The organism is Bosea sp. RAC05 (genome assembly GCF_001713455.1).
Lineage (GTDB): Bacteria > Pseudomonadota > Alphaproteobacteria > Rhizobiales > Beijerinckiaceae > Allobosea.
The window spans coordinates 203,265-221,875 of the sequence record NZ_CP016464.1 but is presented as its reverse complement, the minus strand read 5'-3'; the positions used below and the strand labels follow the sequence as shown (position 1 = coordinate 221,875).

18 protein-coding genes are annotated in these 18,611 nt (G+C 63.7%); 13 read left to right on the top strand and 5 right to left on the bottom strand.

From position 1 onward, the window contains the following. Positions 1-3: 3 nt before the first annotated feature. Positions 4-1,086 carry a tyrosine-type recombinase/integrase gene (locus BSY19_RS04530; RefSeq protein WP_069053108.1) on the bottom strand — a complete coding sequence of 361 codons (1,083 nt, stop codon included), beginning with the start codon at positions 1,084-1,086 and terminating at the stop codon, positions 4-6. Between the two features lie 792 nt (positions 1,087-1,878). On the opposite strand from BSY19_RS04530, the gene BSY19_RS04525 reads away from it, so the two are divergent. Next, the gene (locus BSY19_RS04525) at positions 1,879-2,670 is read left to right on the top strand and encodes a hypothetical protein (protein ID WP_069053107.1); all 792 of its coding nucleotides are present in this window, start codon (positions 1,879-1,881) and stop codon (positions 2,668-2,670) included. 245 nt (positions 2,671-2,915) lie between these two features. Here BSY19_RS04525 and BSY19_RS27440 read toward each other — a convergent pair whose 3' ends face one another. Then, complete coding sequence (locus tag BSY19_RS27440; protein WP_150129494.1) at positions 2,916-4,502, bottom strand: FAD-dependent monooxygenase; 1,587 nt, start codon at positions 4,500-4,502, stop codon at positions 2,916-2,918. 192 nt (positions 4,503-4,694) lie between these two features. On the opposite strand from BSY19_RS27440, the gene BSY19_RS04505 reads away from it, so the two are divergent. After that, a complete protein-coding gene (locus BSY19_RS04505; protein ID WP_069053103.1) occupies positions 4,695-5,936 on the top strand; it encodes a hypothetical protein in 1,242 nt (413 codons plus the stop codon). A 332-nt stretch (positions 5,937-6,268) separates the two neighbouring features. Here the strand turns inward: BSY19_RS04505 and BSY19_RS27890 are convergent, their stop codons facing one another. From BSY19_RS27890 to BSY19_RS04500, 3 genes are all read right to left on the bottom strand, one after another. Continuing rightward, positions 6,269-6,436, bottom strand: a complete 168-nt coding sequence (locus tag BSY19_RS27890; RefSeq protein WP_171905084.1) for a hypothetical protein — start codon at positions 6,434-6,436, stop codon at positions 6,269-6,271. Beyond that, on the bottom strand, positions 6,421-6,597 hold the full coding sequence (locus BSY19_RS26925) for an NAD(P)/FAD-dependent oxidoreductase (protein WP_269466157.1): 177 nt from the start codon (positions 6,595-6,597) through the stop codon (positions 6,421-6,423). The genes BSY19_RS27890 and BSY19_RS26925 overlap by 16 nt, the downstream gene beginning before the upstream one ends. A gap of 180 nt (positions 6,598-6,777) precedes the next feature. After that, positions 6,778-7,812: an ABC transporter substrate-binding protein gene (locus BSY19_RS04500; protein WP_069056855.1), complete on the bottom strand. Its 1,035-nt coding sequence runs from the start codon at positions 7,810-7,812 to the stop codon at positions 6,778-6,780. Positions 7,813-7,939: 127 nt separating this feature from the next. Here BSY19_RS04500 and BSY19_RS04495 point away from each other — a divergent pair, with 127 nt between their 5' ends. The 11 genes from BSY19_RS04495 (at position 7,940) to BSY19_RS04445 (ending at position 18,453) form a co-directional block, all read left to right on the top strand. Then, positions 7,940-8,860 (top strand): LysR family transcriptional regulator, encoded by a 921-nt coding sequence (locus tag BSY19_RS04495; RefSeq protein WP_069053102.1) that lies wholly within the window; start codon positions 7,940-7,942, stop codon positions 8,858-8,860. A gap of 174 nt (positions 8,861-9,034) precedes the next feature. Beyond that, complete coding sequence (locus tag BSY19_RS04490; protein WP_069053101.1) at positions 9,035-10,378, top strand: acyclic terpene utilization AtuA family protein; 1,344 nt, start codon at positions 9,035-9,037, stop codon at positions 10,376-10,378. A gap of 1 nt (position 10,379) precedes the next feature. Further along, on the top strand, positions 10,380-10,703 hold the full coding sequence (locus tag BSY19_RS04485) for a DUF4387 domain-containing protein (protein ID WP_069053100.1): 324 nt from the start codon (positions 10,380-10,382) through the stop codon (positions 10,701-10,703). Positions 10,704-10,715: 12 nt separating this feature from the next. Further along, positions 10,716-11,786 (top strand): ABC transporter ATP-binding protein, encoded by a 1,071-nt coding sequence (locus BSY19_RS04480; RefSeq protein WP_069053099.1) that lies wholly within the window; start codon positions 10,716-10,718, stop codon positions 11,784-11,786. Further along, positions 11,783-12,637, top strand: coding sequence for an ABC transporter permease (locus BSY19_RS04475; protein ID WP_069053098.1), 855 nt, complete (start codon positions 11,783-11,785; stop codon positions 12,635-12,637). The genes BSY19_RS04480 and BSY19_RS04475 overlap by 4 nt, the downstream gene beginning before the upstream one ends. Beyond that, on the top strand, positions 12,637-13,443 hold the full coding sequence (locus BSY19_RS04470) for an ABC transporter permease (protein ID WP_069053097.1): 807 nt from the start codon (positions 12,637-12,639) through the stop codon (positions 13,441-13,443). Before BSY19_RS04475 ends, BSY19_RS04470 begins: the two co-directional genes overlap by 1 nt. Positions 13,444-13,501: 58 nt before the next feature. Then, positions 13,502-14,722, top strand: coding sequence for a CaiB/BaiF CoA transferase family protein (locus BSY19_RS04465; protein ID WP_069053096.1), 1,221 nt, complete (start codon positions 13,502-13,504; stop codon positions 14,720-14,722). 11 nt (positions 14,723-14,733) lie between these two features. Beyond that, positions 14,734-15,885, top strand: coding sequence for a thiolase family protein (locus BSY19_RS04460; protein WP_069053095.1), 1,152 nt, complete (start codon positions 14,734-14,736; stop codon positions 15,883-15,885). Next, positions 15,882-16,292 (top strand): Zn-ribbon domain-containing OB-fold protein, encoded by a 411-nt coding sequence (locus BSY19_RS04455; RefSeq protein ID WP_069053094.1) that lies wholly within the window; start codon positions 15,882-15,884, stop codon positions 16,290-16,292. The genes BSY19_RS04460 and BSY19_RS04455 overlap by 4 nt, the downstream gene beginning before the upstream one ends. Before the next feature lie 17 nt (positions 16,293-16,309). Further along, positions 16,310-17,254 carry a bifunctional Delta(1)-pyrroline-2-carboxylate/Delta(1)-piperideine-2-carboxylate reductase gene (gene lhpI, locus BSY19_RS04450; protein WP_069053093.1) on the top strand — a complete coding sequence of 315 codons (945 nt, stop codon included), beginning with the start codon at positions 16,310-16,312 and terminating at the stop codon, positions 17,252-17,254. A 50-nt stretch (positions 17,255-17,304) separates the two neighbouring features. Next, on the top strand, positions 17,305-18,453 hold the full coding sequence (locus BSY19_RS04445) for an MFS transporter (protein ID WP_069053092.1): 1,149 nt from the start codon (positions 17,305-17,307) through the stop codon (positions 18,451-18,453). The last annotated feature ends 158 nt before the right edge of the window (positions 18,454-18,611 follow it).

Below are 18,611 nucleotides of genomic sequence, written 5' to 3'. Positions count from 1 at the left end.
CAATCACTTAGTCGGTTTCGACGGCTTGGGATTGACCGCGGTTTGCAAGCGGTTTGCAAAATCTGTTGCTGGGGCGTTCTCGAATTTCGCCATCGCAGCCTCTGCTAGAGCTCTAGTCCGACTCAGATACTTCTCGAGGATGGTGTTGACCGTCTTGAGCGAGTGACCGGTGATCGACGCGATCTCCGGGACGGTGCAACCCGCCTCTGCCAGCATCGTGACCGCCGTTCCCCGCAGGTCATGAAAGTGCAGATCAATCAAGTCTGCCAAGTCGCTCGCTTCCTTCCACTGGTTCGCGAAGTAGCGCTTCTTCCACGCCTTTCCCGTGGTCGATGTCAGGATGACTGTCGCCACCCGAGGCATGCCGTCCAACATGGCCTTGAGGGCCCTCGTGCACGGAACGGTCACCCATTTTTGGGTTTTCGACTGAAAGATGCGGAGTACATGCCCGTCGTAGTTGGTCCAGGCGACGGAGAGCAGATCACCTTGGCGCTGTCCTGTATGGAGCGCGAGGATGAGTGCCCACTGCAGCTCGATCGCCGCTACGGCCATGAAGGCCCTTATGTGCGCTTCAAGCCAGATGATGTCAGAGCGGTCTGACGCATAGAGCCGTTTAAAACCGAGGATGTGATTGGCAGTCAGCTTGCCTCGACTCACAGCCCAACTCAACATGCCGGAAACGATCGTGAGCCGGTTGTCCCCCTCGCGCTCTCCCGAAGATCGGACCACTTCGTCCCGCCATTCAAGAAAATCCTCTTTCACGCGAGGATCGTTCAGCGCGCTGATCGGCATAGAGCCAAAACGCGGCTCCGCTTTGGTCAGCATTCGCTTGTACTCGGCCTGTGTCGACCCCGCGAGCTTGGCAAACTCGACCGAGCCGGTATAGGCGCGGATCAAGCCGTTGAAGGTTCCCTTGTGACGCTGGGCAGGTGCCCTCTCTGCCGCCCAATAGGACGCCAGGAACTCCGCCGAGCCCGGGTTGCCTTCCAGCTTTTTGCCGGTTGCGCGGTGATAGTGGTAAATCCGAATCGTCCCATCGGCGAGACGCTTTCGGACGCGATTAACGCCCTTCAGGTTCACGCGCATGACGCTGACGCCACTGATCGAGGGGAGTGGAAGGCCGTTCCTGGGAACCAGGGGTTGAGGCGGAGATGACGATCGCCCCGTCGCCAGTGATCTTCACCTGGCCGACGGAAACGCCTGCGGCGAGCACACCAGCTACGGCGCGTTTTACATCGGCTTGTCTGAATGGGGTTCGCCTAGCCATGGCCAGGATCAACCTGCAACCATGCCGACGCCGACCCGCAGCGCCTTCTAAAGGATCGCCGCAGATCAGTTCCGATAAGAAAACAAAGATTTAGGGCGTAAAAGATGCTCATCGAGTCGAGTCCACGGACAATCCTGCCGTGGACCGGCAAGATTAGTTCCGTGCCTCACTCGACTTCGTCCGGGAACGGCACTTGCCCGGCACGGTTGGTTTCGCGGGTCTCGCGCTACTACCAACGGGATCTGTTTACGCCGACCCCTACTTCGATCCAACGACGCCAGGGTGACGTACTACCGCCACCCTCAAGACCACCCGGTTTTATTACCATCGGCCCCCGGATGCCGCATGGCGTTGCCTGACTATCGTGCGCGGGGCAACTTCCGTTTTCCTTCGGCGATCAGAAGAGGCTAGGTATCCGCGTGTTGTGGAATCTAGCTGGCCTCAAGTCGGTGCCCGAATAGGTCACGATAGAAGGAACATAGCACGAACCCAAGCTGACGGCAAGCTGGCCTGCTGCCGATTCAATGGACGGTGGATTAAGCTGATGCGACCATCGTTTTCGATCGTGGCCGCGCCCGACTTCGGCGCTTCTGCCGACGATAAACGGGAACATGAATCCCATGAATGCGGACACGGGCAGACAGCTGATCGCGATCGAGCCCAGCCATCGGTGGGTCGTGCTGGGACGAACTCTTCATGCGGCCTCGGAGCAGGCGGATCGCGTACTCGATCAGGAAGCGATCGCGTGGCGCCAAATCGGGAGCACCTGCCTGGGCCGAGGCCTGTACCGGCACGGCTCGATCTTCAGAGGGCAATCCGATGCCGCTGTTTGGAGCCATGCCGAGTTCACCTACTTCCGGGACTTCATCCCGGGTGATGTGATCGATCACCTTGTCCGTTCGCCTCCGGTCCCGGGCGTGAAGCTTCTGCGGGCGGAAATCCTGCTCACGACGCCCGGCTCATTCGTGTTCCCGACCAACTGGAGGGGCTCGTCGCATCGCCCGGACCGCAGGCCTTCGATCGAGTACCTCGATGTGCATCCTTCCCGACTGGCCGACTACCGAGACATCATGCACCGCTACATCGGGCCTGCCGCGGCGAAGCTGGTCGCCATGGGCACGCTAGGAACGTTCAGGTCGATGGAGACGGCCGCGGTCCTGCTCCAAGATCCCTCACTCGGCGCAACCTGGAACCAGATCCATCTCAGCGAGGTGGTCGCGGAAGGATTCCGCGGCTTCGGCGAAGAAATCGACGCTGCCCTCCGCGAGACAGTGCCGAAAGGCGGCTTCACAGATGTCTTCGCCGGGCTGAATGATATGCGGACCATTCCGCGCTGGACCCTGAACGTACCCGTCTTCGAGGATGACGCCGCGGTCGGCGAGTGGGCCCGCCCCCGCAAATGAGCCGTAGTTCCAGACGCGCCGGGCTTGCTCCGGGGCGAGATGCACCTCCTGACATTAGTGCTCTTCCATGAAGCGGACGCTCGGAATTGTGTCGGGCGCGCGGGATCGACGCTATCAGTCGGTCGTAGAACGGCCAGTGCGCATTTCGTTGGGCTTCAACGTCGAGAGCGCAACCTCTCGCACCGCGTTCGTGAGCCGATCGAGCAGCTGCGCCACCCAGCATCATCCAGTGGAGGGGCTGCCGGTTATGGCTCGCGCTTGCTGACACGCAGGAGCGCCTCCACGTCGATCTCTGGGCCTCCCGACTCCCGTGTCTCCCATCCGCGGCTTTCGACAAGCACCGCCAGCGTCTCGTCGTCGACGCGGTCGAGCGCGGCAAACAGTTGCGTAAGATCGGGCTTGATTGGAAGCCGATCGGTCAGGCCCGAAACCAACTCTGCCACGCGAACCTGCATGGTGCGGATCAAGATTTCACGGCTGGCGCGCGGCTGTGCGATCGCATCGCGGATGATCTCCTTGATCGGCAGCACGCGCTCACCGCGCATCTGAACCATCGCCCGCCACGCCCGGTCCTGATGGCGGCTCTGGAGCTGGGCCATTATACCTTCGAATTCGGCGAAATCCGCCGACCGCAGTGGTGCCGCCGGATCAAGGCGGCTCAGGACCACTGCCAGCGCATAGGCCGACGAGAGGCCCCTGTTTAGGCCACGCCCGGGCCAGAAGTGCGTCACGCCAGCGGCGTCCCCAATTAGGGCGCCAAACACAGTCCGCTCGGATCCGATCGGGTTGAGTTGCGCACTGAAGGCGCCGCGGCGGCTCATCGACAGCGGGAAGGTCGTCACCGCCACGAGCGCCTCCTTCGGAATGCCGAACAGCGCAAGCCCCTCCAACAAGCGCTTCCAGAGATAGGAATTCGGATCATCCGCAGGCACGAACTGCGAACCGCGGCCCGCACAGTAGAAGCCCTTGCGAACATTATTGGCCCGCCAGGTGACCTGGCAGGGGTTAGCTTGCAGACACGGACGGAATTCATACTTGCCGGCGACACGACCGCGGACCTCCGCAGCCTCGTCGTCCGTCAGCCTCATATAGAGCAGACCGTCGCCGCCGATGCCGTTGAACAGGTAGCGCTGCTGGGCGATCGTCATGATCACGCTCGATGTCTCGGACATCAACGACGTCACTCTGAGGCCGAGGACGTTGTCGACGACTTGGCTGCCGCGCAGTGCATAGGGAGTGTGGTCGGCGCGCCCGAACGCTGCGGTGAAGTGATCCCGGACGCGCGAGTTTGCGCCATCGGCGATAACGACGAGATCCCAATCCTCAAGTCGCAGCGCATCCGGTTCGACGCGTTTAGCGAGCAGGCGCAGTCCTTGGGCGCGAGCCAGCTCAAGCAGCCGATCTTCGAGATCGCGAATACGGACATTGCGCGGAAACCCGCGCTCCGCCGGTGACTCCCGGCTTAGCGGCCAAACCTCCGCGTAGCCCCCGGCCGGAAACATCGCCGAACGGACCGGCTCAGCCAAGCGATCAAACACCAGGGACTGTATCGTCACGACTTGTTCGCGCCGATTGACGCCCTCAAGGACGTTGCGCCACCGCACGACCCGGCCGTCCTCGATCCAGCGCGCGTCGGCGATGGTGAGGTCGAGCTGCGCGCCGGCAATGGCGTGAAGCGAGGTCGCGAACGCGAGACCGGCGGGGCCGCCTCCGACGACAAGGATGCGACGCCGGCCGGGCGATGTCTTCGGCTCGACCTGTGCCGCTTCGCGGCCGAAGAGATCCGCCACAGAATTGGCGAAGTCACGGCCAAGATTGACTATTGATTTCATTGCAAGCGCTCCTGCTTCCAAAATGCTGGAGGCAAACCTGCACTGCCGAAATCTCGGGCTGGATGCTGCTTTCTCGGATTTTGGGGGCTCTATAAAAAATGAGCGGCGGCGCACCAAAATTTTTCAGTTCGGTGTGGGCAACCGGCGAACGGTGTCGTCATCTCGCGTGCGAACGCTAACGGAGAAACGGGTATGGGCAAGAAGATGCGCACCGAAGACATCGGCGTTGCCGCCGGCAAAGCGCTCGGGTTTACCCAAGAGGAAATGCTCGCGATCGCGACCACCTCCGTGAAGGAGGCTGCGTCGCTTGATGAGCGGGCGCTGTCGCGCCTCGCGAAGGGGCGTTCGAGCCCGCAGGCGCGCACCCGGTTGCTCATCTTACCGATCTCGGCGGAAGTTCTGGGGCTCCCGCGCGAAGCGATCGCACTGGAGATGTACTGGCGCGATACCTATGACCGCCTCAGCGAGGAGATCGGGAAGGGCAGCACGCCCATCGCCCTCGAGGGCTTTCTGCTCCATCTGATCGATATCGCGGAGGCCAGCGATGCGGCCGGGGCATGGAACCACGCCATGGCCTCTTACATGTTCGCTGACCTTCAATGGGACGCAATGGAGTCCGAGAGCTTCGCCGGCCTCCTCGGGCGGAGCAAGCAGGAGATCCGCCAGTCCTGCGTCATCCGCTTCAAATTGGCCTACGACCTCTTCTCCAACTTCGCCGCCAAGGTTCGCAGTGGGGCGTTTGGCCTGCAAGCCGGTCCGGCGGCGCTCATTGCGGCGCGGGCCGACTCGATGAAGTCGGTCGCAGCGGAGCAGTTGTTCAGCCTCGCGCTGCTGAATGAGCAGGGTGCCTGGAAGCTGACGATCAACGGAGCCGACAAGGCGCTCTGCGTTCATGAGACAGCCGAACTTCTACCGACCGACAAAGAGTTGGCCCGGTTCTCGTCGGTTCTTCGCGACTTCCTGCCTGGCGACGGCTGGATCCGCCGGATCGACAATAACAAGGCGGTTATTTCGCTCGCGCTTGCCAGCGCGGCTGTCGAGGCCGATCCGATCAAGGCCAAAACGGACTCCAGCCTCAAGCTATCCTGTCTGGCGGCGATCGATGCATTGCGCTCGCCCTGTGATGGCGAGCGTGTCGCACCAGACGCGCTGCCGACCTATAAGAGCGTCGTGAGGAAGGGCCTAGTCGACGCTCCGGCCGGGGGCAAACGGCCCAAGGGCTGCCTCGCGGTCGCGATCCTTGCGGGCCTGTTCTTCGCTGCCGGGCTTTTGACCGCGAGCGTTCCCAGCGAGCCTGTTAAGGCCATGGTTTCTCAGATCCCTGTTACGGATCAACCTGCAGCGCTGCGCCTCGCGGGCCCCGGTGGAACACGCCCGACCCGTGTTGCCGCGATCGGCCCTGGCGGCACCGTTGGCACAAAGCTGGCCGTGTAACGCCGCGGGGAACGTTCCCTGGGCGCGGTCGATGGAGGCCGGCAGTAGCAAGCGCCCAGATGCTGGGCGGCACGGCGACCACTATGATGCTGTGCTTAAGAAGCCACTTACCGTCTGCAATCTCTGCTGATCCGATCTGCAGACGGTGCGACGAACCTGAAGCGGACGTTCTGGATGTCGGCTAGGGCCACGTCCGGCAGCCAGACCGCCACACAAATGAGCTGCCTGGAAGCGGACGTTCCAGAGGTCGGCTAGGGGCCAAAATCGCCAGCCGTTCGCCCGGGCGAAATCTGCCGATTGCGGGCTTAGGGCTGTAGTCAACAACCAAACCTTCATAGAGCAACGCCGACGGCGCGGTGATAGGTGCCGCGATGGTCGGCCTGGCAGTTCATTCCATAGTGTTGTGTCAGCGCGAAAACCTCGCGCGGCGTTTCGCCGAGCAGACCGATCGGCCGGTTTCCATAGATCGGGCCGAGCGTGGCGATCAGGTCGTCCGGCATGACCCAAAGCCCCGTATGACGAAGCCAGAATTACTGAAGGACGCGCCGAAGCCGATTTCGGCGGCTTCGAGCACCACGACCTTGCTCCCGCCCTTCGCCAGATGGAGTGCAGCCGACAGCCCGATATAGCCGGCCCCGATAATGACGACATCGGCCGCCACCTGGCCTTGCAGCGGCCTCGTCTTCGGTGGCGGCGGTGCGGAAAGCTACCACAATCCCTGCGACCGCTCGTCATCCAGCAGGCATCGGCTCCGCTCTCATGTCGATGGATACGACCGGACGTGGGCCACAGCGTCAACGCTGCGGCCCATTTGTCAGGCCCCAGTCCTGGCCGGAAACGCCTACTTCTTTGCGACCACCGTGCGATTGAAAGCCTCGATGATCGCGGCCCGGTTGGCGTTGATCTTGACCCAGTCCGGGAGGGCGAGGCTCTTGATTGAGCCGTCGGCGCCCCATGGCATGCGCTGCTTGGCGTTCTCCGACAGCGTCACATTTGTGGTCGCCGGGCCGACATAGATACGCTCGGCCATGCACTGCGCTGGCGTCGTGCCGATCGCATAGTTCATAAATTTCTCGGCTAGCGCCTGCTTCTTGCTGTTGGCGACGAGATGGAGGCGGATGTCGCCGCCGATCGCACCTTCTTTCGGCACGACGAAGGCGATCGGCAGCTTCTGGTCGCGCAGGGCGTAGGCCGAACTCGCATAGTGCGCGCCGACGACGACCTCGCCGCTCTGGAACAGATTGGTGCCTGCCCCTGCCGTATCGAAATAAGCGGCGACCTTGAGTTGCTTGAGCTTCTCGAAGGCCGGGGTGACATTGTCGATGCTGCCGCCCGTCAGTCCCGCCAGATGCACGATGAACGGAACGCCCATCGCGTTGGAGGGACTGGGGAATGTGACTGCGCCGGCAAATTCGGGCTTCCACAGATCGAGCCAAGACACCGGCGGCTGCTTGATGTCGCGCGCATTGTAGGCCAGGCCCAGCGAATAGAAGCCCGTGCTGAGCGCGAAGATCTTGCCGTCGGCGCCCTTGTAGACGCCTTCCGGGATCATGCCGGACACGGCGGTTACCTTCGTCGGATCGACGGAGGCGATCACCCCGTCGCCAGCTGCAATCTCGGAGACGCCGCCATCGATCCAGACCGCGTCGAGGGTCGGCGCGTCCTTCTGCTGGCGCAGCTTGCTCAGCGTTACCCCGGACACGCCTGGCTCGGGCACGACGCGGATCGAGGTGTCGCGCGTGAAGGGATCGATGATGCAGGCCTGCATCGCAGCGCCCCACTCGCCGCCATAGGTCGCGACGGTGATCGATTCCTGCGCCATGACGGCGCCCGGCGCAGCCGCCAGCAGCGCAACAAGCGCGGCCTTCGACAGCATGTATGAATTCATCCCCGGCATAGCTTCTCCTTCGCCATTTTGGCATCGTTCCCCTGGTCCACGCATCAGGCCGCGCCGGGCGCGCAGCATCAAATTGAAATCAAGGCATCTGAGATAACCTCCGGCTATGAATATCCGCCAACTCGAAGCCTTTAAGGCGATCATGGAGCTCGGCAGCTTCACCAGGGCAGCCGAAAGGCTCGGCCTGTCGCAGCCCGCCGTTAGCAAGCTGATCTTCCTGCTGGAACGGCGATGCGGCTTCGCGCTGTTCCATCGGCAGAAGAACGGCGTGATTGCGACCGCAGAAGGCCAGATGCTCCATTCGGAGGTGAAGCGGGTCTTTCTCGGCGTCGATTCCGTTTCGGCTCGCGCACGCGCGATCAGGGATTTTGACTATGGTGAGGTCAATGTCGTTTGCTATCCGTCGTTGGCGTCGCGTGTGCTGCCGCCGATCCTCGGCGGATTTCTAAAATCGCGGCCGGGCCTGCGCATCGAAATGTCGAGCCGCAACTCGTGGCTCCTCGTCGAGACCATGGCGACGCAGGGGCACGACGTCGGCTTCGGCATGTTCGCACCCGATCGCCCCGGCGTCCGTTTCGACAAGCTGTGCTCGATGCGGGCCGTCTGCGTCCTGCCGCCGGATCACCCGCTGGCGGCGCAAGAGATCATTCATGCCGGTGACCTGCACAATGCACGCTTCGTCGGCATGGTCGACGAAGACCGCGCCCAGCTCCAGATCGACCAAGTCTTCGTCGAGAGCGGATCGGAGCGCAACATCGTCATCAAGGTGCAGCTGACGGAAGCCTGCTGCTCCTTCGTCTCAAGCGGTGTCGGCGTTTCCATCGTCGATCCGTTGAGCACTGAGGGCTTCGGCAGGGACCAACTGATCGTGCGTCCATTCCGCCCGGTGGTCGATTTCAACATCTGGGTCCTGACGCCAAGCTTCAGGAAGCCCTCGCTCGCCACGCAGGCGTTGATCGACCATGTCCGCCTGCAGCTCGCCGCAAAGCTAGCCGAAATGGCGAGATCGATCGGGGACGAGCCGTAAGCGCGGCATCGCCTTTGGCGCGAAGGCGCTCACACATATCCGCCGGTTATGGCTGACGCCGAACAAGCGATTTGACCCTGGCAGCGGGTCGCGGCCTCAATGGCCGGGCATAACCAACACACGGCGCGGCGCTGGCGCATTTCCAGAATCGGCGGCCCGTCGAACGAGGCTCAGATGACTGCCATTACCGTACTCACGCCGACTGGGACGCTGGGATATGGCTTCGGCGACGAAGCACTGGCGCGCGGCATGTCGCTGAATCCGGCGGTCATCGCCGTCGATGCCGGCTCGACCGATCCCGGCCCGCATTATCTTGGCTCCGGCAAGCCGCTGGTCTCCGACGTCAGCATCAGGCGAGAGCTGACGTCCCTGATCCGTGCCGGCCGGCACGCGGGCATTCCCGTCATCGTCGGCAGCGTCGGCGGCGCCGGATCAGGCGTTCAGGTCGACCGTACCGCCGCGCTCGTCCGCGAGATCGCCCGCGAAAACGGACTGTCATTGAAGCTTGCCACGATCCGCTCCGACATTCCGATCGAGCGGGCGAAACGCGCAGTCGCCAGCGGCGAGATCATCGATTTCGAAGCCGGCTACGCGCTGACGCAAGAGGCTCTCGACGAGACCGTGACCCTTGTCGCCCAAATGGGGCACGAGCCGATCTGCGCAGCGCTCGACGCCGGGGCGGACGTCATCATCGCCGGGCGCGCCTGCGACGATTCGGTGATCGCCGCCTATCCGATCTGGAAAGGCGCCGATCCCGCTTTGGCGATCCATATGGGCAAGATCCTCGAATGCGGAGCCTTTTCGGCTGAGCCATTCGCCATGGACGTCATGCTTGGAACGATTCACGAGGACAGCTTCGTGCTCGAGCCCGGCAGCATTAACCGGCGCGCCTCGGTGAAATCGGTTTCGGCGCATTCGCTCTATGAACGCGAAAATCCGTTCAAGCAGGGCGGCCCCGGCCACGAGATCGACCTGTCGGCATGTTCGTTCGAGCAGCTCGGCGAGCGCCAGGTTCGCGTCAGGGGCGCGAAGTTGACCGAAACCGAGGATTATTACGTCAAACTCGAAGGCGCCCGCGTCGCGGGATACCGCTCGATCTCGATCGCCGGCATCCGCTGCCCCACCACGATCGCCGCGTTGGACGGCATTCTCGATCAGCTCAAGGGGCGGGCGAACGCGTATTTCGCTCCCCTGCCCATTTCGATCCAGTTCCATGTCTATGGTCGCGACGGTGTCATGAAGGAGCTGGAACGGGAATCCGGTCCGCAGCGCGAGGTCGGGCTGGTGATCGAGGTCACGGCCGCGACGCAGGAGCTGGCGCACGCCGCTTGCCACCAGATCAGCGGCGCGATGCTGCACCATCACTATGAGGGCATTATCAACCCCTCAGGCAATCTCGCCTTCCCTTATTCGCCGTCGGACCTCGATGTCGGCCCTGTCTACGAGTTCAGCGCCTACCACCTGATGAAGGTCACGTCGCCGACCGAACTTTTCCCCGTTACCATCGAGGAGCTCTGACATGGCCGCCCGTCCCCTGCGCGAGATCGCGGATATCGTCCGCAGCAAGAACGCCGGCCCCTTCCGGATCACCTTCGACATCCTGTGCAAGGAGAAGGCGAACTACGAGCTGATCCGGTCATCAGGAGCGATCACGCCCCAAACGGTCGCCAAGGCCTATGGCCTGCCGGTGTCCGAGATCTCGTCCTTTTTCGAGATCGACATGGCCAACGCCATCAAGATCACCATCAAGCGGCCGCGAGCCCAGGGCTCGTCCGGCGAAGGCGACATGTATGGCTGCCAGCAGCACGTGCCGCTGATGAATATCCAGATTCCGATCGCCTGATTGCCGGCACGCATGTCGAACAGCTTCATCAGGGTCGAACACCTCACCAAACGCTACAGCGATCTGGTGGTGCTCAACGACATCTCGCTCGATGTCGCGGAGGGCGAATTCCTGGCGTTGCTAGGGCCTAGCGGGTGCGGCAAGACGACTCTGCTGCGCTCGATCGCGGGCTTCGTCGAGATTGGTGAAGGGGACATCCTGATCGACGGACGCTCGATGAAACGCCTACCGCCGAACCGCCGGCCGGTGAACACCGTCTTCCAGAACTATGCGCTGTTCCCGCATCTCACCGTGGCTCAGAATGTTGCATTCGGCCCGCGCCGGGCCGGCGCCAGCGCTCGCGCCGCGGGTGCGATCGTGGAGGAATGCCTGGCCACAGTTGGGATGAGCGCCTATGCGGAGCGCTTTCCGACCCAGCTGTCCGGGGGCCAGCAGCAGCGCGTGGCGCTGGCGCGCGCGATCGCCAACAAGCCCAAGGTCCTTCTGCTCGACGAGCCGCTCGGGGCGCTCGACCTGAAGCTGCGCAAGCAGATGCAGATCGAACTCAAGGCCCTTCAGCAGCGGCTCGGCATCACCTTCATCTTCGTGACGCATGACCAGGAAGAAGCGCTGGTCATGGCCGATCGTATTGCCGTGATGGAATCCGGCCGCATCGCGCAAATCGGGCCTGGACGCGAGATCTACCATGCCCCGGCCGAACGCTATGTCGCGGACTTCATCGGCGATGCCAATCTGTTCGAAGCGGAGGTCGCAGCGACCGGCGATCTCGACCTGCGCGGCGGCCTGTCGGTGCCGGCTACGCACGAGGCAGCGGTCGCGGCCCAGGTGACCTATCTGCTGCGACCCGAGGCCGTCACGGTCAGCGCAGTGGCGCTCCCGACCGCGGCCGGAGCCGTCACCGTTACGGCGAGGGTGACGGATGTCGTGTTCGTCGGCAATGCGTTGCGCATCTATGCGGTGACGGCGGGTGGGCTCGGGTTCGTGGCGCAACAAACCGCGACGGTCAGCGCGACCTCCTTTGCGGCCGGCGACGCGGTCACGCTCTCCTGGCATCGCGACAGCGGTCAGGTCCTGACCCGATGAGGATCCGCAATTTCTGGGCTGCGCTGCTGATCGGCGTTCCGCTCGCGTTCATGGCCGCATTCTTCCTGGTGCCGTTTGGCGTCGTCGTGATAGCGAGCTTCCAGGACAAGGCCGGCGCCTGGAGCCTAGCGAATTACGCGCGCATCCTCGGCGACAGCTACTATCCGAATGTCCTCTATGTCACCTTCAAGCTGTCTCTCCTGGCAACTCTGATGTCGTTCCTGATCGGGTACCCGATCGCCTATTACATCGTAGCCGTTGTACAGAGCCGGGCGGCGCGGCGGTTCTGCTACATCCTCGTCATCATGCCGTTGTTCACGAGCAACATCGTGCGCTCCTTCGGCTGGATGATCCTGCTCGGGCGGCAGGGGCTGGTGAACACGACGCTGATGACGCTCGGACTGACCGAGCGGCCAGTGCAGATCCTCTTCACCGAGCTGAGCATCGTCATCGGCCTGACCTATATCCTCGTGCCCTTTATGGTGCTGACGGTCGCGGGCGTGCTGCAGACGATCGACCGGTCGCTGGTTGAAGCCTCGCTTGACCTTGGCGCAAGCCGCTTTGCAACCTTCGCCAGGGTCACGTTCCCACTCAGCCTGCCCGGTGTCGTTGCAGGATCGCTCATCGTCTTCACCCTGGCCGTCAGCGCCTATGTTGTCCCCAGCATCATGAGCGGTGGTCGGACCGTGGTGATGGCGATGTCGATCTTCGAGCAATACGGCTCGCTCTTTGATTTCAACTTCGGCGCTGCGCTCGCGGTCGGGCTCCTCGTGGTGACGTTGGTTTTGATCGCGCTCTCCCTTCTCTTCATCGAGCGGCAGCCCTCCGGCCGCCAGGCAATGAACGGATGATGACGCTCTCGGAACGCATCGGCCGCTTTCTGCTGGTGACGCTGGTCTGGGCCGGTCTCGCCTTCCTTGCGCTGCCGCTGATCATCATCGTCGCCATCTCGTTCACCGAGACCGAATATCTGACCTTCCCTCCGGTCGGCTTCACGCTGCGCTGGTATGAGCGCTTCCTTGCCGACACCTCCTATTTGGACTCGATCGGCCTCAGCGCGTCGCTCGCCTTCGCCTCGACGGCCATCGCAGTGCTCATCGGCGTGCCCGTGGCGCTGGCGATCACGCGCAGCACGCTGCCTGGCATGCGCATCGTCAACACGATCTTTCTGGCCCCGCTCATCCTGCCGACGATCGTGATAGGCGCGGCGCTGCTGCAATATGCCAGCATCCTCGGCTTTGCACGCAGCTACACGGCGCTGCTCGTCGGCCATGTCGTGATCGTCGTGCCCTACATCCTGCGAACTGTGCTCGCCTCACTGGCGCGCTTCGACAGGACGCTCGAAGAGGCTGCGCTGGACCTCGGCGCTTCGGGGTTCTCCACCTTCTTCTTGGTGACGCTGCCTATCATCAAGCCGGGCCTGGTCGCAGGCGCTCTGTTCGCGCTGATCATCTCCTGGATCAATGTCGAACTGAGCATTTTCAACACCACGGCGGCGCTGATGCCGATCCCCGTGAAGCTGTTCAACTACGTGCAATACTCCATCGATCCGATGGTCGCCGCGATCTCGGCCGCGACGATCTATGTCGCGATCGTCGCCGTCGTGCTGCTCGACGTCATGGTGGGCATCGACCGCGTGGCGGCCTCGCAAAAATAAACCGGCGCCGTTGCCCGACGCTGACGTCAACCCATTCCAACGATCGCTCAGGCCCGTCATGACCCAAACGACAAACTCTGCCCAGGCGCCAACTGGCGCACTATCCGACCTCAAGGTCCTTGAACTGGGCTCGATGCTTGCGGGCCCCTTCGTCGGCTCGATGCTGGGCGACTTCGGCGCGCGCGTTATCAAGGTCGAGAAGCCCGGCAAGCCCGACGCTTTGCGGGAATGGCCGCCGCACAAGGACGACGTGGCCCTGTGGTGGAAGACCATGGCGCGCAACAAGCACGCCGTGACGCTCGACATATCGCGGCCCGAGGCGCGCGATCTCGCCCTCAAGCTCATCGGCGAGAGCGACATCGTCATCGAGAATTTCCGTCCCGGCACGCTTGAGCGCTGGGGGCTCTCGCCGCTTGAGCTGAGCGAACGCTTCCCGCGTATCGTCTGGGTCCGCGTCAGCGGCTGGGGCCAGACCGGCCCGAACAAGGATCAGGGCGGCTATGCCACGATCGCCGAGGCGTTCTCTGGCCTGGCCTCGTTCACCGGGCATGCAGACAAGGGGCCCACCGTATCGGCCTTCCCGATGGGGGATTACCTGGCCGGGATCTTCGGTGCATTCGGAGCGATGGCGGCGATTCATCGACGCGAACAGACCGGCAAGGGCCAGATCGTCGATGTGGCGCTGTACGAGCCGCTGCTGCGGATAATCGAATCCGTCGTGGTGCGCTTCGACCAGACCGGCCAGAAGAAGCCGCTCCTCGGCAACCAGATGGAAGAGGACGTGCCGCGCAACGTCTATGCGACGGCCGACGGCGGGGCGATCGCGATCAGTTGCGGGTCGCAACGGATCTATGAGGGCCTCGTTGATGCGATGGAGCGTCCCGAACTGAAGTCCGATCCGCGTTTCGGCACCATGGCGGACCGGGTGACCCATCGCGACGCGATCGACGGCGCAGTCGCGGCCTGGATGGTGACGCAGACGACCGAACAGGCGCTCGCCAAACTGATCGCCAGAAAGGTCGTCGCCGGCAAGATCAACGACATCGCTGATGTGTTGGGCGATGCGCATGTCGCGGCACGCGAAGCAATCCGGACGATGGTCGATGAGCAATTGGGCCCGATCCGTATGCCGGCTCCGGTACCCAAGCTGAGCGAAACCCCCGGCACGATCCGCTGGACCGGCCGCGACCCGGGAGCCGCCAACGACGAAGTGTTTGGCGGTTGGCTCGGCCTCTCCGCGGGCGAACTGGATGCGCTGCGGCGCGGCAACATCATCTGACCGAGGACGATATGAAGACGAGCAGTATCGGAATAGCTGGCTACGGCCACGCGGCCTATGAGAAGCGGACCAGCCGCACGCTTTTCTCCTTCTTGGCGGAGGCCGGGCGGAACGCTCTGAATTCCGCCGGCCTGACCTTTAAGGATGTCGACGGGCTAGCAATCTCGTCCTTCGAGCTCCCGCCCGACAACACCGTGACAACGGCAGAGCAGTTCGGCCTTTCGATCTCATGGGCCTATCTCGGTACGGCGGGCAGCGCTGGCCCGATCGCCAGCGTCATCAACGCCAAACATGCGATCGAGAGCGGACAGGCAACCACCGTCCTCTGCATCGCCGGCGACAACTACGATGTCAGCGGGCATTTCAAGCTGATGGACAATTTCAGCCGCGGCCTGCGCAATTACGGCACGCCGACCGGATTTGGCGGCGCCAACGGCCTGTTCGGCATCATCCAGCGCAAGCATGCGGAGACATATGGCACGCGCCGGGAAGATCTCGGCAGGATTTCCGTGGACCAGCGCCGCAGCGCCCGGCAGAACGAACACGCCCTGCTGCGAGGGCCGATGACGATCGACGACTACATGAATGCGCGCGTCATCGCCGATCCGATCTGCCTCTATGACTGCGTGCTGCCTTGTGCCGGCGCCGAGGCGGTGGTGGTCACGACCCTGGACCGCGCCCCGCCCGGCAAGGGCGTCAGGATCCTCTCCGGCTTCGAGCGTCACAACCATCCGCCGATGGAGGTCGCGCCGCTCCGGGGCGGTTGGGAAACCTTTGCTGGCAAGCTCTACGACATCGCTGGATACGGTCCGGAGGACATGGATCTCCTGCAGCTCTACGACGACTATCCGATCATGGTTGCGATCCAGCTCGAGGATCTCGGCTTCTGCAAGAAAGGCGAGGTCAGCGCCTTCCTCGCGAAGAACAGCTTTTCATGGGACGGAAGCCTGCCCTTGAATACCGGCGGCGGCCAGCTCTCCTGCGGCCAGGCCGGCATCGCGGGCGGCCTGCTCAGCGTCACTGAGGCCGTCCGGCAATTGCGTGGCGAGGCGGACGGCCGCCAGGTCGCCAACGCCCGGCGCGGGCTCGTGGCGGGGTATGGCATGGTCGGCTACGGCCATGGCCTTTCGGCCAGCAGCATCATCATGGAGGCCGTACAGTGATCGAGAAACCCGACTATCCGCAGCCCTTCGAGGATGAGGACAACGCGGCCTTCCTGGCCGGATGGCGCGAAGGCAAACTTCTCCTGCAGCGCAGCCGCGAAGGCGGGCCGGCCTTCTTCTATCCGCGCCCGATCTGTCCCTATACTGGCTCCACGGACCTGATCTGGACAGAAGCCTCCGGGCGCGGCGAGATCGTGTCCTTCTCGCTGATTACCCGCCCCAACCACCCCTCTTTCAACGAGGAGGTGCCGATCATCCTGGCTGAGATCGCACTCGAAGAGGGGGCGAGCCTGCTTGGACGCGTGATCACGGCAGATCCGGCTGCCGTGAAGAGCAAGGCAAAGGTCGAGACGCTGCCATTGCCGGAGGCGGCGCGCTATCCGCTTCCGACCTTCCGCATCGCCTAGCCGTCCGGAGCCTTGCGATGCCTCACTTCAGCGACAGCGACGTTGCAGACGCACTCGACTGGCCCTCGCTGGTCGAGGCGCTCAGGGACGGCTTCCGGCGCGGCGCGACAAGCCCGGCGCGCCCGCACTATACGGTGCCGGTGCCGGGCGAGCGCGATGCGACCCTGCTGCTGATGCCGGCATGGAGCCCGGGCCGGTATATCGGCCTGAAAACGGTGACCGTGTTCCCGGACAATGGAATGCGCGGACTGCCAGCGGTCGGCGCACATTACCTGCTCATCGATGCGCGGACCGGCGCCATCGCGGCGACATTCGACGGCGGCGAACTGACCGCGAGGCGGACCGCCGCGGCCTCCGCCCTGGCCTCGACCTTTCTGTCGCGGCCAGCGTCGCGGAGCTTGCTGGTGGTCGGGACCGGCCGGCTCGCGCCGAAGCTCGCACAAGCCCACGCCGCAGTCAGGCCCATCGAAAGCGTGCAGGTCTGGGGACGCGATCCCGGCAAGGCGGAAGAAATCGTCGGCGTGCTCGCCGGACTGGGTCTCGGCGCCACGGTCGCCGGTGACCTGGAACGGGCCGTGCAGGAGGCAGACATCATCTCCTGCGGGACGCTGGCCGCCGAGCCCCTGATCCATGGTGCCTGGCTACAGCCCGGTGCCCATCTCGATCTCGTCGGCGCCTTCACGCCGACGATGCGAGAGGCCGACGACGAGGCCATCAAGCGTGCGCGCGTTTTCGTCGATACGCGCGAGGGCGCGCAAGCGGAGGCCGGCGAGATCGTCCAGGCGATCGCGCGCGGCGTTCTCCTCCCCCAGGACATCGCCGGCGACCTTTTCGACCTCACGCGGGGCGCCGTCGCCGGGCGAATGGCCGACGACGACATCACGCTGTTCAAATCCGTCGGCTGCTCGCTGGAGGATCTGGTCGCTGCCGAGCTGTGCCATGGCCGCGGCCCTCGGCCCTAATCGCGGAGGCCGGCAGCTTGGAGGGCTCGCCTTCACGACCCGAACCGGTCATGCCCTCGGAATGGGGGCTGGTCGGCATCTATGCGCTGACGGTCCTGGCGCGCACGATGGTGATCACGCTGATCCCGGTCGTCGCCTATGCGATGCTGGGGACGGCACAGCGGGTCAGCGAACTCTATTTCGTCGCCAGCCTGTTCGGCATCGCCGCGAGTGTTGCTTTGCCTTGGCTCTTGTCGCGGCTCGGCCGCTCGATGCTCCTGATCGGCGCGGCGGCGAGCGGGGTCGGCTCGGCCGTGGCGCTGAGTACCGCCTCCGGCTTCGGACTGGCCATCGGCCTTGTTCTGCATGTTCTGATGGTGCTGACCTTTGAGAACGTGATGAGCCTCTATGTCCTGCAATATGTTCCCCGGCGCACCCTCTCCGCATTCGAGCCGAGGCGGATCTTTCTCGCCGGTGCGAGCTATGCGATCGGGCCATGGCTCGGCGTCTCTCTGGCGCAGTCGACCGGCCCCTGGCTGCCATTGGCGACAAGCGCTGCCTGTGCCTTGTTGACGCCGCTCCTGCTTATGCGGCTGAAGCCACAAGGCCCGACGCCCTCGGCCCATGCCGCATCGATCGCGCCGAGCTGGGCCGATCTGGGGCGGTTCTGGGCTCAGCCGCGTCTGCGCCTGGCATGGCTGCTCGCGGTCGCCCGAGCGGCGTGGTGGTGCATGTATCTCGTTTATGCGCCGATTTTCGCCATCAGCTACGGGCTTGGCCCGTCCGCAGGCGGCGTGCTCGTGTCGCTCGGCTCGACATTGCTGCTGCTCGCACCGCTCTGGGGGCGGCTTGCCCGTCGATTAGGCACGCGAAACGTCCTGATGTCCGGCTATGCTCTTTGCGGCCTGTGCACGATCGCCGTCGCTCCACTCACGACGATTAGCGCCTACGGCGCAGCAGCGATGCTACTCGTCGCTGCCCTCGCGATGAGTGCCATCGACGGCATGGGCAATGTCCTGTTCCTGCGTGCGGTGCGCCCGCATCAGCGCATGCGGATGACGCCCATCTTCAGCACATATCGCGACGTGGCGCAGATCGTTCCCGCCGGTCTCTTCGCGGTGCTCCTGCTCGTCCTGCCATTGCCGGTCGTCTTCATCGCCTCCGGCGTGATGACGGTGGTGGCTTCCGGTTTCACGCTGTATTTGTCCCGCCGGTTCTAGAGCTGAGCGTCTTCTCCCGGCTTCATGTCCGCCGCGAGCTCGGCAAGTTGTTCGCGCAGGAAGGCCACGAAACCATCGACGAGGTTGAATGGGCGCGACGCCGTGGGACGGATCACACTTCAACACCACCATCGGCGAAAACGGGCGGCGCCGCAGCA

What these genes read in the sequence shown, in the direction of transcription:
- BSY19_RS04530 (WP_069053108.1), bottom strand. Translation starts at nt 1,086, where the DNA reads ATGCGCGTGAACCTGAAGGGCGTTAATCGCGTCCGAAAGCGTCTCGCC.
- BSY19_RS04525 (WP_069053107.1), top strand. Translation starts at nt 1,879, where the DNA reads ATGAATCCCATGAATGCGGACACGGGCAGACAGCTGATCGCGATCGAG.
- BSY19_RS27440 (WP_150129494.1), bottom strand. Translation starts at nt 4,502, where the DNA reads ATGAAATCAATAGTCAATCTTGGCCGTGACTTCGCCAATTCTGTGGCG.
- BSY19_RS04505 (WP_069053103.1), top strand. Translation starts at nt 4,695, where the DNA reads ATGGGCAAGAAGATGCGCACCGAAGACATCGGCGTTGCCGCCGGCAAA.
- BSY19_RS27890 (WP_171905084.1), bottom strand. Translation starts at nt 6,436, where the DNA reads ATGCCGGACGACCTGATCGCCACGCTCGGCCCGATCTATGGAAACCGG.
- BSY19_RS04500 (WP_069056855.1), bottom strand. Translation starts at nt 7,812, where the DNA reads ATGCTGTCGAAGGCCGCGCTTGTTGCGCTGCTGGCGGCTGCGCCGGGC.
- BSY19_RS04495 (WP_069053102.1), top strand. Translation starts at nt 7,940, where the DNA reads ATGAATATCCGCCAACTCGAAGCCTTTAAGGCGATCATGGAGCTCGGC.
- BSY19_RS04490 (WP_069053101.1), top strand. Translation starts at nt 9,035, where the DNA reads ATGACTGCCATTACCGTACTCACGCCGACTGGGACGCTGGGATATGGC.
- BSY19_RS04485 (WP_069053100.1), top strand. Translation starts at nt 10,380, where the DNA reads ATGGCCGCCCGTCCCCTGCGCGAGATCGCGGATATCGTCCGCAGCAAG.
- BSY19_RS04480 (WP_069053099.1), top strand. Translation starts at nt 10,716, where the DNA reads ATGTCGAACAGCTTCATCAGGGTCGAACACCTCACCAAACGCTACAGC.
- BSY19_RS04475 (WP_069053098.1), top strand. Translation starts at nt 11,783, where the DNA reads ATGAGGATCCGCAATTTCTGGGCTGCGCTGCTGATCGGCGTTCCGCTC.
- BSY19_RS04470 (WP_069053097.1), top strand. Translation starts at nt 12,637, where the DNA reads ATGACGCTCTCGGAACGCATCGGCCGCTTTCTGCTGGTGACGCTGGTC.
- BSY19_RS04465 (WP_069053096.1), top strand. Translation starts at nt 13,502, where the DNA reads ATGACCCAAACGACAAACTCTGCCCAGGCGCCAACTGGCGCACTATCC.
- BSY19_RS04460 (WP_069053095.1), top strand. Translation starts at nt 14,734, where the DNA reads ATGAAGACGAGCAGTATCGGAATAGCTGGCTACGGCCACGCGGCCTAT.
- lhpI (WP_069053093.1), top strand. Translation starts at nt 16,310, where the DNA reads ATGCCTCACTTCAGCGACAGCGACGTTGCAGACGCACTCGACTGGCCC.
- BSY19_RS04445 (WP_069053092.1), top strand. Translation starts at nt 17,305, where the DNA reads ATGCCCTCGGAATGGGGGCTGGTCGGCATCTATGCGCTGACGGTCCTG.